Raw genomic sequence first — 14,958 nt, forward strand, 5'->3', positions numbered from 1 at the left:
GGGCGCTATTGACTGCGCCCTTTTCGGTTAAATGAAACTGAAACACAAGGCATCAGCTCATCGTTTTTGTTATTTTATTACTTCAGATCGCTGAGTGCCTTTTTGATACGGGCAACCCCGGTTTCAATATTTTTCATGCTATTTGCAAACGACAACCTGATGCAGTCAGGTTCTCCGAACGCACTGCCGGAAACACTCGACACATGGGCCGTATTGAGCAGGTACATCGACAGATCATCCGAATTATTTATGGCATGCTCGCCGTTTTTCTTGCCATAATATGCCTTCATTACCGGGAATACATAAAACGCTCCATCTGGTTCCATACAGGTTACTCCGGGAAGAGTGCCCATCAATTCAAGCATTTTCTGCCTGCGTTTGGTAAACTCCTCAGACATCTGCATTGATGGGGTCAGGTCGCCGGTTAAAGCGATAATGGCCGCACGCTGAGTAATTGAACAGGTTGCACTGGTAAACTGTCCCTGGATCTTCTCACTTCCTTTCACCACGAGCGGATCGGCAGCGATATACCCTAGTCTCCAACCTGTCATGGCGAAACCTTTGCTCAGTCCGTTAACAATAATTACACGATTTTTGAGGTCCTCAAACTGTGCGATGCTTTCGTGTTTGCCCACATAGTTGATATATTCATAAATCTCATCAGAGATGATGAAAATCTCAGGGTATTTCCTGAACACTTCTGCCAGGCCGGCCAGTTCTTCTTTCGAATATACTGCGCCACTGGGGTTGCAGGGGGATGAGAACATGAAAAGCTTAGTCTTCGGGGTGATGGCCGCTTCCAGTTCTGCCGGGGTAATCTTATACTTATTTTCGACGGTGGATCGGATAAATACAGGTTTACCTTCCGCAATACGTACAAGTTCAGAATAGGTCACCCAGAACGGTGTTGGGATGATCACCTCATCGCCGTTGTCAATCACAGCCATAATCACATTTGCCAGGCTTTGTTTTGCCCCGGTAGAGACGAGAATGTTTTCTGGCTTGTAATCCAGGTTATTATCACGTTTCAGCTTTGTACAAACGGCTTCCCGGAGGTCAGCATAACCTGCTACCGGTGTGTAGTGACTCCAGTTTTCATCAATAGCTTTCTTTGCAGAATCCTTTATGTGCTGGGGCGTGTCAAAATCGGGTTCACCGAGGCTTAGGTCAATAACATCAATTCCTTGCGCTCTTAATTCCCTGCCGAGTTTGGCCATTTTGAGGGTTTCCGGTTCGTTGAACCGCTGTAATCTGGAAGATAACTGCATTGCTTCGTTGCTTTATTTTTTGATGAAGGACGCAAAGGTAGGAACAGTTTCAGATTTCAGGCAAATGCTTTGGTAAATTTTATAAGATTAAGGCCGGCGGGCATACCATGAGATGCCGATTTACGTTGTAAACGTCGGTTCTGAAATACCTTATAATTGTGGCAAAACCGGAATCATATAGGAATTTCTTCTCCTGAAAACCCTATCTTTGCCAACCTTAAAAAAATAAACAACAATTGCGATGAGAGCACTGGTTAGTATTTTTGCTGTTCTGCTGATCCTGATATCCGGCTACCAGCTTTCCTTTACATGGTTCGTGAATAAGCATGAATCAGCGATGAAAGCAAAAGCGATACAACAGGTTAAACGACTTTATCCCGCTGCTGAGCAGAAATATGCAGGTAATAAAGAGGCGCAGGCTTTATACCAGGACACGGTTAACACACTTGTTAATCAAAGACTGGCAGTTCTACTTGATAGCACAAAAGATCAGAAGATAACATGGTGGGGTAATACCTATCAGAAAGCCAAAGAAAGCGAATTGCTTCTTGGGCTTGACTTGCAGGGTGGTATCAACGTGACACTCGACATCGCACTTGATGGTCTTATCAAAGGAGTATCGAACAACCCGAAAGATCCTGTGCTGTTGAAAGCAATCGAGGAAGCAAAGAGAAGAAAGCTGAACAGTGATCAGAACTTCATCGATCTCTTTGGTGCTGCATTCAATGATCAGAACCCGGGCGCTAAACTTGCACCGTTCTTCGCAAACACCAACAGGAATAAACTTACCATCAACGCATCTGATGCGCAGGTGCTTAACTATATCCGCGACCAGGCCAATGCGGGCATGGCCCAGACTTTTGAAGTTCTCAGGAGACGTATCGACAAATTTGGAGTAGCACAGCCCAATATCAGTCTTGATGAAAACAAGGGTATCATCACTGTGGAACTTGCAGGAGCAACTGACCCTGAAAGGGTAAGAAGATTCCTGCAGTCAACCGCTAACCTGCAATTCTGGGAAGTGTATACATTTGCCGACCTTGGTCAAGGTCTCCAGGCTGCTGATAAGGCATTGGACACCTACCTGTTTTCTTCAGCCAAAACCCAGGACTCACTTTCACGTGTGCCTGATTCACTTAAAGTTGCAGACACCAGTGCCGGCAGCAATCCATTGTTCCGGATCCTGAATCCTGCTGTACCACAACAAAATCCTGAAACAGGAAAGTATTACTTCTACCCATACATCGGTCTCGCGAGAATCAGTGACACTGCTAAAGTCAATGAATACCTCAGGCTACCTGTAGTAAAAAATAATTTCCCTGCAAACGCGAAGTTCCTTTGGGGCAAGCAGGACAGGGATGAAGCCGGTAAACTTTCACCGGTGTTGTTGTTGTATGCGATCAAAACAATTCCTGGTAAAGAGGGTGCTGAACTGGAAGGTGAAGCCATCGAAAATGCGAGCCAGGAATTTGACCAGGTTACCAATGAGGTGAATGTTACTATGTCAATGACCAACTCCGGTGCACGCACCTGGGAAAGAATGACAGAGAAGAATAAAAACAAATCCATTGCAATCGTTCTGGATGATATTGTTTACTCGGCTCCGAATGTGATCGACAAGATCTCCGGTGGTAATTCAAGGATCACCATGGGAAGCGGTAGCGGTGCGAATACACAGCTTATTGTTGAAGAAGCCCAGGATCTTGCAAACATCCTTAAGGCCGGTAAACTTGATGCCCCTGCAAAAATTGTCCAGGAGCAGGTAGTTGGACCAACATTAGGCCAGGAGGCAGTACAGGGTGGTTTATTATCATTCCTGATTTCATTCCTGGTGATCTTCGTATTGATGATCATCTATTACAACACCGCGGGTATAGTAGCCAATATTGCATTGATACTTAACCTGCTTTTCACCGTCGGTATTCTTAGCGCGATGCATGCTACGCTGACTGCTGCAGGTATTGCGGGCCTGGTATTGACCATCGGTATGGCGGTTGATACAAACGTTATCATCTTTGAACGTATCAAGGAAGAACTGGCTAAAGGAAGCACCCATGACCAGGCTGTCAAAACCGGTTACCGTCGTTCCTTACCACCCGTGCTTGATGCGCATATCACCAGTTTGCTTACAGCGATCATCCTTGCGATCTATGGTCTTGGCCCGGTACTTGGATTCGCAACAACGCAGATACTTGGACTTTTGCTTTCCCTGTTCACAGGTATCCTGGTTTCGAGGTTGATTACTGATTTTTATACTAAGAAAGACCGTCACTTCAAATATTTCACCAGCTTCTCCAAGCGGATCTTCCGTCACGCGAATTACAAATTCATCGAATACAGGAAGTATGCTTATGTTATTTCTGTAGTTATCGCCATTCTTGGTGTGGCAGCATTGATCAACGGTTTCAAAAAAGGTGTTGAATTCAGTGGCGGCCGCAGCTATATAGTAAGGTTCGACGCACCACAGGATGGGGAAAAACTGCGTGAAGCACTTGAAAAAGAATTCGGATCCTCCCCTGTTATCAAAACATATGGATCAAGCAGCAAATTCGATATCACCACTGATTACCTGATCAACCAGGAAGGTATCGCAACTGATGAGCAGGTGAGACAAAAACTGTTTGCAGGATTAAAACCATTCCTGCCGGCTAACTTAACACCTGAGGTTTTTGCAACGACCAGGTATATTGAGCAAACTAAAAAAGTTGATCCTACGATTTCGGATGACTTACAAAAAGGTGCTTTATGGGCAACCTTCTGGTCGATACTCGTTATCACGCTTTATATCTTCATCAGGTTCCGTGACTGGAGATATTCTGTGGGTACCATTATCGCATTGTTACACGACGTACTGGTAACCCTGATAGTGTTTTCATTCCTGAAAAACGTTGTTCCTTTCCCACTTGAGATCGACCAGCACTTTATCGCGGCGATCCTGACGGTGATTGGTTTCTCAATGAACGATACGGTTATTGTTTATGACCGTATAAGGGAAGACACACGACTGATGAAAGGAGAGCATTCTCATGTGATTGTGAACCGTGCGATCAATCAAACGCTGAGCAGAACAGTAATGACTTCATTCACCGTATTTCTTACCGTCCTCATTTTGTTCCTGGTGGGCGGTGAAGTAACAAGAGGTTTTGCTTTCGCGATGTTGATTGGTGTACTTACCGGTACTTATTCTTCCATCTTCGTTGCAGCTCCTTTACTTGTGGATCTTGCCCGCAACAGACCATTAGGCAAGCCAGATGCTTCGGCACCAACGGCTAAGATTGATAAGCCTAAACCAGCGCTTACTAAATAATGATCTTCTAATAATAATGAAGCCAGTCTCTTTCGGGACTGGCCTTTTTTTTGTGATAAGCTTTCAGTTCGTCTATGCGTGTTTAAACGATTAGTGTTCAGGCGAACATTCAGGTGATCGGAATTCAGACAAAAAGACCACTGTTTAAAACCTGCCAAATGCTTGTTTTTGACTACACAGCAAAAGAGGTTCCGCATCCGCAGGTCTTACTTGCATTGGGATTGGAAAAGCTAAAGCCCCGTGCATTAAGACCGTCCTGCCAGTCGATCTCCATTCCCATCAGGTAAATGCTGTGTGATCTGTTCAGCAGGAATTTCAATCCCTCAATTTCAAACACTTCATCGTTGTCCTGTTTGTGATCGAAGCCTAGAATATATGTCATCCCGGAGCAGCCCCCACCCTTCACACCAACACGAAGTAACTTTGTTTTGTCAAAATCCGGGGCCTGCATAAGGCGGTCAATTTCTTCAATTGCCTTTGCTGTAAAATTCAGCGGAGAAGTTATTGTAGTTTCCATAAATCGATATCTTGTTTGTTGCCCCTACGGAGCCTTCCGGCAAGTCGGGGTATATTAATAATCAGCTTCCAAAAAAGTTTGTATGCAAAAATAAGCAATTCAAAGAAGTTCCGTTATAGGTGTGCCTAATCACTATTTTTGCCTAACTTAAAAATCCATTATGTCATTATCCAGTAGTCAGTTAATCTGGCAATTGATCATCGCTTTTGCAATTGGCGGCACGCTTGCCTATCTCTTCTGGAAACAGCGACAGGAGGCAAAGCGTTCGGCACCTTCTGCAAAATCACCGGTACCTGAAAAGAAACCAGCTGATGATATCAGCAAACAGCTTCAATTACAGGCTTACGAGCGTATGATCCTTCTGACCGACAGGATAGCGCTACCGAATGTAATCAGCCGTGTTAACCAGCCGGGACTTGGATTGAAGGATATGCAGCTGTTACTCACCCAACAAATCAAACAGGAATTTGAATACAATGTAACCCAGCAGATCTATGTGAGTGCTGACGCCTGGGAAGCCGTCCGAAATCTCAAAGATCAGAACATACTTATTATCAACCAGGTTGCTTCCTTTTTACCGCCTGATGCAAGTGGCCAGGATCTTAGCAGGGCAGTATTGGAAATGTTGATGCAAAATCCAAAAGCAACATTGCACAATGTTGTTTCGGATGTGCTTAGCTTCGAAGCTAAAAAACTGATGAATTAGTAAATGCCGGCGTCTTGATCAGGGCAGTGAAATAAGTTTGCTTCACTCACTGGAAAAAATGCCTGATCTTAAGTGAACAGTATTATGGATGATAATATCAAACGAACAGATTCAGGGATTGAAATAAAATCAGTGTATACCCCTGCTGACATCGGTAAGGCAGACGACAGTAATCCCGGTGAGTTTCCATTTACACGTGGAGTGCAACAAGACATGTACCGGGGACGGCTCTGGACCATGCGTCAATACGCGGGTTTCAGCACTGCAGAAGAAAGTAACAAGCGATACCATTACCTGTTATCACAGGGCGTTATGGGACTTAGCGTTGCTTTTGATCTTCCTACACAGATAGGCTATGACAGCGATCATCCGCTCGCTGAAGGTGAAGTCGGTAAGGTTGGAGTGGCCATCGATACCCTGGAAGACATGCAGACACTTTTTGATGGCATCAGGCTCGACCAGGTGTCAACTTCCATGACCATTAATGCCACAGGTTTCATCCTGCTGGCTTTTTACATTGCCCTGGCTAAACAACAGGGTGCGGACCTGAAAAAACTAACGGGTACCATCCAAAATGATATCCTCAAAGAATATGCAGCGAGGGGTACCTATATATATCCTCCCAAACCGTCGATGCGGATCATTACTGACATCTTCGAATATTGTGGTACAGAAACGCCAAAATTTAACACGATATCTATTTCGGGTTATCATATACGTGAAGCAGGAAGTACAGCTGTCCAGGAAGTTGCATTCACACTTAGTAACGGTAAGGCCTACGTGAAAGCCGCCATTGAAAAAGGATTGGATATAAATGTCTTCGGCCGGCGACTATCCTTTTTCTTTAATGCGCACAACAATCTGTTCGAGGAAGCGGCGAAATTCCGGGCGGCCAGGAGAATGTGGGCAAAGATCATGAAGGACCTGGGTGCAACAGATCCTAAGGCGATGATGCTTAGGTTTCACTCGCAGACCGGTGGCAGCACCCTGACCGCGCAACAACCACAAAATAACATCTCGAGGGTTACTCTGCAATCGTTGGCTGCTGTACTTGGCGGAACACAATCATTACACACAAACGGCTATGATGAAGCGCTGAGTCTGCCAACTGAAGAAGCAGCGAGGATAGCGCTCCGCACCCAGCAGATCATCGCCCACGAAAGCGGTGTTCCTGATACAACCGACCCCCTCGCCGGGAGTTATTATGTGGAGACGTTAACCAACCAGGTTGAGGAAAAGGCTTTTGAACTTATCGGCATCATAGATAATATGGGTGGCAGTGTCAGCGCGCTTGAAAAAGGCTTTATGCAGGAGCAGATCGCAAAAAGTGCTTATGAATATCAGCGATCAATTGAAACGGGTGAAAAGATTATTGTTGGTGTAAACAAATTTCAAAGTACAAATGACGAAAAAATACCCGGCTTCAGGATTGATGACAGCATAAGACAAATACAAACTGAAAAGCTGGCTGCCTTCAGAAACAACCGTAATCCTGCTAAATGTGATAACCTGTTACAACAGTTGAACGACTGCGCTTCGGGTGATGACAATATCATGCCGGTTGTTCTTGATGCTGTAGAGCAAAAATGTACCCTGGGAGAAATTGCCGATACTTTACGCGAAGTCTGGGGCGAACACAAATAACTTTCTACAATGCCAATTACATCCAATCCGGCAATAATTGGCTTAATAGTGACCGGATAGTCCTTACTTCCCGGCGCTTGCTTATCTTTGGTTTATCAGAATAAACTACCACCGATGTTAACAGCTGGTCTCACAAACAATCAGTCTGATCTCAGGCAAATCCTTTCATTACAGGAACGCAATCTAAAACAAAACATATCAGCGGAAGAAAAAGCAACCGAAGGATTTCTTACCATGCAGTTTTCAATCGAAATGTTGCAACAGTTGCACGACCTTGCTCCAAGTATAGTGGTCCGTGACGGAGACAATATCGTTGCTTATGCGATTGTACTGCTTAAAGAAGGCCGGAAAGCTTACCCGGACCTGGAAAATATGTTTCTGCATCTTGAAACGATCACATGGCTGGGGAAATCTTTATGTGATTACAGGTATTATGTCATGGGCCAGATCTGTGTTGATAAGAACTATCGTGGTCAACAGGTATTCAGCATGCTTTATCATAAACACCGGGAACTTTACCAGGAAAGTTTTGACTGTATAGTTACTGAGATCTCCACTTCAAATCACAGGTCCATGCGCGCACATGAGAAGACGGGCTTCAAGACGATCCACACCTATCGTGATTATATGGACGAATGGAACGTGGTTCTATGGGACTGGAAATAGCCTGTCATTGAAGGCATGAAAATAAAGGTTCATGTAAGTCCGGCGACACTTTGCGTGCGGGGATGGATAAAAAACTAACATCGGATCAATAAAAAAGTAAAAATTATTGGTTGGTTGAATTTTTTGGAAGATGATTTCCTACCTTAAAGATCTGCCAGTGAAATAAATAACAAAGTTACTCAACAGCTACTGTCCATTTTATCCCTATTTTTCTAACTAATCAGTTTAAAATAAAATTCATGATTGATATGGCTCTTAAGGCGATCTGCCCAAAATTGATGGCAGCCGGAATTTTACTTTTCGGAACAGTTCAGGCACAAACCACCCCAAACGCAATTGCGGATCAGAAAGCCAAAGCAATACTACCCAGGCTGATAGAATGGCGCCGTTATCTTCATGAACACCCTGAACTTTCAAACAGGGAAGTGAAGACCGCGGAATACATTGCTGCACATCTCCGGAAGCTGGGATTGCAGGTGGAGACCGGTATTGCAAAAACAGGAGTAGTTGCAATACTCACCGGCGGAAGGCCTGGACCTGTAGTAGCGCTTAGAGCAGACATGGATGCACTGCCTGTTCTTGAAAGAGCAGATCTTCCTTATAAATCTACCGTGACCGCCGATTACCTGGGACAGAAAGTACCTGTTATGCATGCCTGTGGTCACGACACGCATGTTGCAATGTTGATGGCAACTGCCGAAGTATTAACGTCTATGAAGAAAGATGTTCCTGGTACGGTAAAGTTTATTTTCCAGCCGGCCGAAGAAGGATCACCGGGTGATGAAACCGGAGGCGCACCGGAAATGATCAGGGAAGGTGTGATGGACAATCCCAAAGTAGATGCAATCTTCGGCATCCATATAAACTCGTCACTCGAAGTAGGCAAGCTAAGGTATAAAAGTGGTTCATTTATGGCCTCTTCAGATTGGTTTACCATAAAGATAAAAGGTAAGCAGACTCATGGATCCACACCCTGGACCGGGGTTGATCCAATCGTTGCAGGTACACAGATCATCAATGCCCTGCAAACCATTGTAAGCCGCCAGTCGGATCTTACACAGGCGCCGGTAGTGATAACCGTCGGGAAGTTTCACAGCGGTGTCAGAAACAACATCATTCCTGAAGAAGCGATCCTTGAAGGTACTATCCGGACACTGGACAGTAAAATGCAGAAGGACGTTCATGAAAAAATCAAACAAACGGCAATGAAGGTGGCGGAATCTTCAGGTGCTGTTGCAGAAGTTACGATTGATACCAAAACGCTGGTCACTTATAATACGCCTGAACTGGTTGAAATGATGCTTCCTTCGCTGGAAGCAGCCGCAGGTAAAAACAACCTGGTTTCAGGCACATGGACAACCGGGGCCGAAGACTTTTCGTTTTTCGGTGAAAAAGCCCCTTCGTTTTTCTTCAATCTTGGTGGAATGCCTAAAGGCATGGATCCCGATAAGGCGGCACCTCATCACACACCTGACTTCGTGATTGACGACAGCCAGCTGGATGTTGGGGTTAAGGCGTTTTGCCACCTGGTGTTTGACTACGCCAAACAGAAGACAGCTGTGAAACCATCGCCAACGAAAAAAGGATTCTGACCAACGGGTCACTACCCTTTTTTCGCTTCCCTGGCCCAGGTATCCTTCAATGTAACCGTTCTGTTGAAAACAAGCTTTTCTTCAGAACTTTCTTTGTCGAGCGTAAAGTATCCCTTGCGAATAAACTGGTAACGTTCATCAAATTTTGCAGACGCCAGTGCCGGTTCCGCAAAGGCGCCAGGTATGATTTGTAAGGACTCAGTATTGATATAATCTTTGAAATCTCCTTCTTCTGATGAAGGATCTTCGGCGTTGAAAAGCCGGTCATACAATCTCACTTCAACATTTATTGCTTCTTTCACACTTACCCAATGCAATGTACCCTGGACCTTAAGCCCGGAAGTATCGGATCCGCTTTTGCTTTCCGGGATATAACTGCAATGTACAGCCGTAATATTACCCGAGCCGTCTTTCAGCACCTCATCGCACTTGATGATATAGGCACTTTTAAGTCTTACCATCTTACCTGGAGCGAGCCTGAAAAACTTTTTGGGAGCATCTTCCATAAAGTCTTCCCTTTCGATATATAGTTCGTTGCTGAAAGGAATGTCCCTGTTTCCGCTATTCGGATCTTCCGGATTATCTTCACTTGGAAGCATCTCCGTCTCACCTGCAGGATAATTGGTGATCACTACCCGGAGTGGATCCATTACAACCATCCTCCGCAATGCTATCCTGTTCAGATGTTCGCGGATACAAAATTCAAGCAAAGAAAAATCAATCATATTATCGCGTTTCGCGACACCAATTTTGTCGGCGAATAAACGGATACTTTCAGGGGTAAAACCACGGCGCCTTAACCCGGTGAGCGTTGGCATCCGCGGATCGTCCCAACCGGTCACGTGGCGCTCGTTCACCAGTTGCAACAGCTTGCGCTTACTCATGACCGTATAAGTCATGTTCAGGCGTGCAAATTCATATTGATGGGAAGGAAAAATTTCCAGCTTTTCAATCAGCCAGTCATATAACGGGCGGTGCGGAATAAATTCAAGCGTGCAGATCGAATGCGTCACCTTTTCTATTGAATCGCTCTGGCCATGCGCAAAATCATACATGGGATATATGCACCATTTATCTCCGGTCCGGTGATGATGGGCGTGTTTTATACGGTACAGTAAGGGATCGCGCATGTGCATGTTCGGTGATGCCATATCAATCTTTGCACGAAGGACCTTCGCGCCATCGGGATATTTTCCGGCGCGCATGTCTGCAAAAAGCGACAAGTTTTCTTCTATTGTCCTGTTACGGTAAGGACCCGGCTGGCCGGGTTCAGTAGGTGTGCCCTTTAGTTTCGCAATTTCTTCCGCACTTGAATCATCAACATAGGCAAGTCCTTTTTTGATAAGTTTTACAGCAAACTCATATAACTGCTCAAAATAGTCAGATGCATATAACTCTTCGGCCCATTCAAACCCGAGCCAGCGTATATCGTCTTTTATGCTCTCGACATATTCCGTGTCTTCCGTTACCGGGTTGGTGTCGTCGAACCGGAGGTTTGTTTTTCCACCAAATTGTTTTGACAGACCAAAGTTCAGGCAAATTGATTTTGAATGCCCAATATGCAGGTACCCATTCGGTTCGGGAGGAAATCTTGTCACGATCGAATCGTATTTTTTAGCCGCAAGGTCAGCGACAATGATCTCTTCTATGAAATTGAGTGATTTTTCTTCTTCTTTTATGCTTTCTGCCATATTATCAATGCGTTGTATCTGCAAATTTAAGCTTTAAATTGAAATCAGCCTTTGCGGAGTAAGTGTCGGGCGGGGCAAAAAAAAGAGAGCTGTACTCCTACAGCTCTCTGAACCAATAAACAATTCCTATGAATAATCCGGGTGATGGTGTAAAATTATGTCCGGGGGGGTGCATCTCAAAAGGTATTCGACGATTGACAGCTTATTGGCGATGAAAAAATATGCATCAGAATCCGGGCAAGTGGAAGCACATAGAAAAAAAAAGAACCGCACTTAGCGTACGGTTCTAAACCACTAAAAAACTTAATAGAAAAAAATCAGGGTAACGATCTGGATCAAAGATAAAATCTCTAACGACCCCGGGCGAATCAATTCGCTGAATCACTGCAACCCTTCGATGAATGGATCGGTTTTCCCGATCATAACGGTTCGCGCTGACCAAATAAAAGGCTACCAACACGTATCATGGTGCTGCCTTCTTCAATGGCTATTTCATAATCTCCACTCATCCCCATGCTTAGCGTATTAAATTCAGAAGATTTTACAAGATTTGCCTTGCAATCATCGAAAGCGGCTTTCAGGTATTCAAATTCCTTTCGTACCTGTGCCTTGTTTTTTGTAAAACTAGCCATCCCCATCAAGCCGGAAATCGTAACATTTCGGATCTGATTTAACAGTTCGAGTTTAGGAATATCCCTGATGATATCCTGCAATTCTTCATAGCTCAGTCCAAACTTACTTTCTTCCTGCGCGATATGGAGCTGCAACAGGCATTTGATATTCCGTTCATTTTTAACAGCCTGCCGGTCGATCTCTTCAAGCAACTGGTAGCTTTCAACGCCATGGATCATATAAATAAACGGCGCAATGTATTTAACCTTGTTCCGCTGGAGATGGCCAATGAAATGCCACCTGATGTCCTGTGGCAGCAGCAACTGCTTCTGTATAAGCTCCTGCACATAATTCTCTCCGAAGTCCCGGTGACCAATGTCATAGAGATCCTGGATATCGCTTACCGGCTTGTTTTTCGACACCGCAACAAGGGTTAGATTCTTCGCGGTGCAAAGTTTCATCAGCTCCTTATAAACTTCAAGATTTATTGCCATATCAAACTGAAATTTTTGTCCAGCTAATTGCTTGCAAATTCTTTACCATCAACCATAATCCCAAAAACGACAACAATGCAACCCCGTACATAACATAAACTCTCCCAAGCAGAAAATAATGAATAAGCACAAGTATACCGATAATAACCACCTGGAGAATAACCTGCAGAAATTTTCCTGATTGCTGTTTAATGTTTGGTTGTCGCGAGAATGGAAGATAATGATCGGTGAATAGCGTCAGAACCAGCAAACTTATAAGACTGTTTAACAATCCTAAAATAAAGTCATCAATCACAGCGGGCCCCCACACAAATAAAGAGATGCCAAAAAACAGAACATACACCGGTACAAAATACTTTACAATGAGGGCTTTTAGGTTCCCCGATAGCAATTCTCCCGGTCTTTTGACCGGCATACTATGATAGATCCAGGAAGCCTGGAAATTTTCATTAAATGTGACAATGGTAACACTACCCGCTACAGCAAAAAGGGGTATATATATTAACCAGAGAAACTTATTTGAATAAGGCAGGAGTTCAAGTTGTTCTGAAACATTCCGGCCGCTGTTGAAAAGTACCAGGAAGAGGATAATAGGTATATATCCGAGGGCAGGATAAAACTGCAACCTGAATGCTTTGTCACGTCCCGTAATTTTCCAGGTAAGTTCGAATGCTCCTTTTTCAACCGGGGATCCGCAAAAAAGTGAAGCAAGTTTGCCGGAAAAACCAGGACCTGAACGCAAGTCAGCAGGTCCTTTTTTCGATGACTGACTTTCATTATTCAGGTTCGCCAGTTGTTTTGAAAACAGGGGAGCCAGGAATTTATTCATTACCCAATACAAAAGTAAAGGCACAGTCACGGCAAGGAAGATCATCACCAGGTGAACAGCGTCAAAATTAAAATCGTACAAACCTTCAAGCGTCATCGCCATCCACACTGGTGGAATCAGAAAGGAATACCATTTAAGCGTGAAGTTTGCAGAAAGCCCTTCCAGGTCTATCATTCTTGGAATAAGCTGGTAACCGATCGTGAAAAACAAAGTCATACCGATCTGGAAATAAGTGACAATCTCTTTTATTTTTTGCTCGCTGCTAAAACGGAGTACCAGGAGGTATAACAGGTAAGTAATAAATACGGCCAGTAAAACGGTCAGCTGTGATGTGATGATCATACCAAAGCCCACCAGCGGCCCGTATTTTACAAAGGTGGCAATGATCGGAACCAGGCAAATGGCAATACTGAATTGAAGCAGGTAAAGGAGAACATGGATCAACCGGGCCATAAACAATGTTTTGCTGTTTACCGGTCTCGGCAAAAGAATCTGGTTATCGGTTGTGTCAAGTAACACCGATGAAAAATCCGTGATGAGGGTCATCGCCATCATAAAGATTACATAGGAATGAAAGAGGATCATACCGGTGACCACTGAAGGAAAGGAATATATGGCAAAGCCCATAAAAATTCCAAACAACCCATAGAGGATAAGTATGGTTGAAAGATGGTTCTTATTATCTTTTTGCTGTCCCTGCTTCCAACTCATGTAAACGCGCCTGGTATCCATCAGCAGTTTTAATTCTACTATGGTGTACAGGCGATCAACATCTATCCCCTGGCGCCTGAAAACCGGGTTGAACAGTTGCACTATTTTCAACAACCACTTACCCATTCGAAAAACTTTTCATTATGTCAACAAATTCCCCTGCAGTCGAAAGATGTTGGTGATCACCGGTGAGTGCGGTGAAGATATTCTCGAGCGAGCCCTCTGCGCCGGCTTGTTGCAATTCAGTGAAAGTGCCGTCTGCAATGACAGCACCTTTATTGATAATGATGATCCGGTCACTGATCTTTTCGACTACATCCATGATATGCGACGAGTAAAAAATCGTCTTGCCTGCCTGTTTCAGTTGGGACAAAATTTCTTTGACGAGAATCACTGCATTTGCATCCAGTCCGCTTAGGGGCTCATCAAGAAATATGATCTCGGGATTATGGATCAGCCCGGAAATCAACAGAACTTTCTGACGCATTCCTTTGCTGAATCCATTCATGCGCATATCATGTTTATCCGCAAGCTCGAAAAGGCGCAAGAGGTCAAGACCTTTTTTTCGGGTGACCGCAGCATCCATCTGGTACAGCTTGCCGACAAAGTCGAGATATTCCATTGGCGTCAGCACATCATAGAGTGCTGCATGCTCAGGTATATAGCCAATTTGCTGTTTGATAATAAGTGGATCCTTTCTTACATCATGACCCAGCACCGTGGCATTGCCCTCAAAGTCGGAGATTATTCCGGTAAGTATCTTTATGGTCGTGCTCTTCCCGGCGCCATTCGGTCCTATGTAGCCGACGATCTGACCTTTTTCAAAGGAAAGGTCGATCCCCTGCAGCACATAAGTACCGTTGTATTGTTTTTTTACCTGTTGTAACTGAATAATACTCATTGCCGGTCAGATTGATTTGA

General features: G+C 44.5%; 11 protein-coding genes. 5 read left to right on the plus strand and 6 right to left on the minus strand.

Annotated elements, in window-relative coordinates; all coding sequences use genetic code 11:
* Positions 1-77: 77 nt before the first annotated feature.
* The gene (locus ACX0G7_RS16315) at positions 78-1,268 is read right to left on the minus strand and encodes a pyridoxal phosphate-dependent aminotransferase (RefSeq protein WP_458924571.1); all 1,191 of its coding nucleotides are present in this window, start codon (positions 1,266-1,268) and stop codon (positions 78-80) included.
* A gap of 241 nt (positions 1,269-1,509) precedes the next feature.
* Between ACX0G7_RS16315 and secDF the strand changes: the two genes are divergently transcribed.
* On the plus strand, positions 1,510-4,575 hold the full coding sequence (secDF, locus tag ACX0G7_RS16320) for a protein translocase subunit SecDF (RefSeq protein ID WP_458924572.1): 3,066 nt from the start codon (positions 1,510-1,512) through the stop codon (positions 4,573-4,575).
* 172 nt (positions 4,576-4,747) lie between these two features.
* Here the strand turns inward: secDF and ACX0G7_RS16325 are convergent, their stop codons facing one another.
* A complete protein-coding gene (locus ACX0G7_RS16325) occupies positions 4,748-5,092 on the minus strand; it encodes a HesB/IscA family protein (RefSeq protein ID WP_458924573.1) in 345 nt (114 codons plus the stop codon).
* A gap of 160 nt (positions 5,093-5,252) precedes the next feature.
* Here ACX0G7_RS16325 and ACX0G7_RS16330 point away from each other — a divergent pair, with 160 nt between their 5' ends.
* From ACX0G7_RS16330 to ACX0G7_RS16345, 4 genes are all read left to right on the plus strand, one after another.
* Positions 5,253-5,798 carry a DUF7935 family protein gene (locus ACX0G7_RS16330; RefSeq protein ID WP_458924574.1) on the plus strand — a complete coding sequence of 182 codons (546 nt, stop codon included), beginning with the start codon at positions 5,253-5,255 and terminating at the stop codon, positions 5,796-5,798.
* An 84-nt stretch (positions 5,799-5,882) separates the two neighbouring features.
* Positions 5,883-7,442: an acyl-CoA mutase large subunit family protein gene (locus ACX0G7_RS16335; RefSeq protein ID WP_458924575.1), complete on the plus strand. Its 1,560-nt coding sequence runs from the start codon at positions 5,883-5,885 to the stop codon at positions 7,440-7,442.
* A gap of 114 nt (positions 7,443-7,556) precedes the next feature.
* Positions 7,557-8,108, plus strand: a complete 552-nt coding sequence (locus ACX0G7_RS16340) for a GNAT family N-acetyltransferase (protein ID WP_458924576.1) — start codon at positions 7,557-7,559, stop codon at positions 8,106-8,108.
* Positions 8,109-8,347: 239 nt separating this feature from the next.
* Positions 8,348-9,700 (plus strand): amidohydrolase, encoded by a 1,353-nt coding sequence (locus ACX0G7_RS16345; RefSeq protein WP_458924577.1) that lies wholly within the window; start codon positions 8,348-8,350, stop codon positions 9,698-9,700.
* Positions 9,701-9,711: 11 nt separating this feature from the next.
* Here ACX0G7_RS16345 and ACX0G7_RS16350 read toward each other — a convergent pair whose 3' ends face one another.
* The 4 genes from ACX0G7_RS16350 to ACX0G7_RS16365 form a co-directional block, all read right to left on the minus strand.
* Complete coding sequence (locus ACX0G7_RS16350; RefSeq protein ID WP_458924578.1) at positions 9,712-11,391, minus strand: glutamine--tRNA ligase/YqeY domain fusion protein; 1,680 nt, start codon at positions 11,389-11,391, stop codon at positions 9,712-9,714.
* A 419-nt stretch (positions 11,392-11,810) separates the two neighbouring features.
* Positions 11,811-12,497 (minus strand): YggS family pyridoxal phosphate-dependent enzyme, encoded by a 687-nt coding sequence (locus tag ACX0G7_RS16355; protein ID WP_458924579.1) that lies wholly within the window; start codon positions 12,495-12,497, stop codon positions 11,811-11,813.
* A 1-nt stretch (position 12,498) separates the two neighbouring features.
* Positions 12,499-14,163 (minus strand): hypothetical protein, encoded by a 1,665-nt coding sequence (locus ACX0G7_RS16360; RefSeq protein ID WP_458924580.1) that lies wholly within the window; start codon positions 14,161-14,163, stop codon positions 12,499-12,501.
* A complete protein-coding gene (locus tag ACX0G7_RS16365; RefSeq protein WP_458924581.1) occupies positions 14,156-14,938 on the minus strand; it encodes an ABC transporter ATP-binding protein in 783 nt (260 codons plus the stop codon). The genes ACX0G7_RS16360 and ACX0G7_RS16365 overlap by 8 nt, the downstream gene beginning before the upstream one ends.
* Positions 14,939-14,958: the final 20 nt, after the last annotated feature.

This window comes from Flavitalea antarctica, from assembly GCF_054461535.1.

Excerpts from the sequence above, each read along its gene's own strand:
- ACX0G7_RS16315 (WP_458924571.1), bottom strand. The coding sequence starts at position 1,268 with ATGCAGTTATCTTCCAGATTACAGCGGTTCAACGAACCGGAAACCCTC.
- secDF (WP_458924572.1), top strand. The coding sequence starts at position 1,510 with ATGAGAGCACTGGTTAGTATTTTTGCTGTTCTGCTGATCCTGATATCC.
- ACX0G7_RS16325 (WP_458924573.1), bottom strand. The coding sequence starts at position 5,092 with ATGGAAACTACAATAACTTCTCCGCTGAATTTTACAGCAAAGGCAATT.
- ACX0G7_RS16330 (WP_458924574.1), top strand. The coding sequence starts at position 5,253 with ATGTCATTATCCAGTAGTCAGTTAATCTGGCAATTGATCATCGCTTTT.
- ACX0G7_RS16335 (WP_458924575.1), top strand. The coding sequence starts at position 5,883 with ATGGATGATAATATCAAACGAACAGATTCAGGGATTGAAATAAAATCA.
- ACX0G7_RS16340 (WP_458924576.1), top strand. The coding sequence starts at position 7,557 with ATGTTAACAGCTGGTCTCACAAACAATCAGTCTGATCTCAGGCAAATC.
- ACX0G7_RS16345 (WP_458924577.1), top strand. The coding sequence starts at position 8,348 with ATGATTGATATGGCTCTTAAGGCGATCTGCCCAAAATTGATGGCAGCC.
- ACX0G7_RS16350 (WP_458924578.1), bottom strand. The coding sequence starts at position 11,391 with ATGGCAGAAAGCATAAAAGAAGAAGAAAAATCACTCAATTTCATAGAA.
- ACX0G7_RS16355 (WP_458924579.1), bottom strand. The coding sequence starts at position 12,497 with ATGGCAATAAATCTTGAAGTTTATAAGGAGCTGATGAAACTTTGCACC.
- ACX0G7_RS16360 (WP_458924580.1), bottom strand. The coding sequence starts at position 14,163 with ATGGGTAAGTGGTTGTTGAAAATAGTGCAACTGTTCAACCCGGTTTTC.
- ACX0G7_RS16365 (WP_458924581.1), bottom strand. The coding sequence starts at position 14,938 with ATGAGTATTATTCAGTTACAACAGGTAAAAAAACAATACAACGGTACT.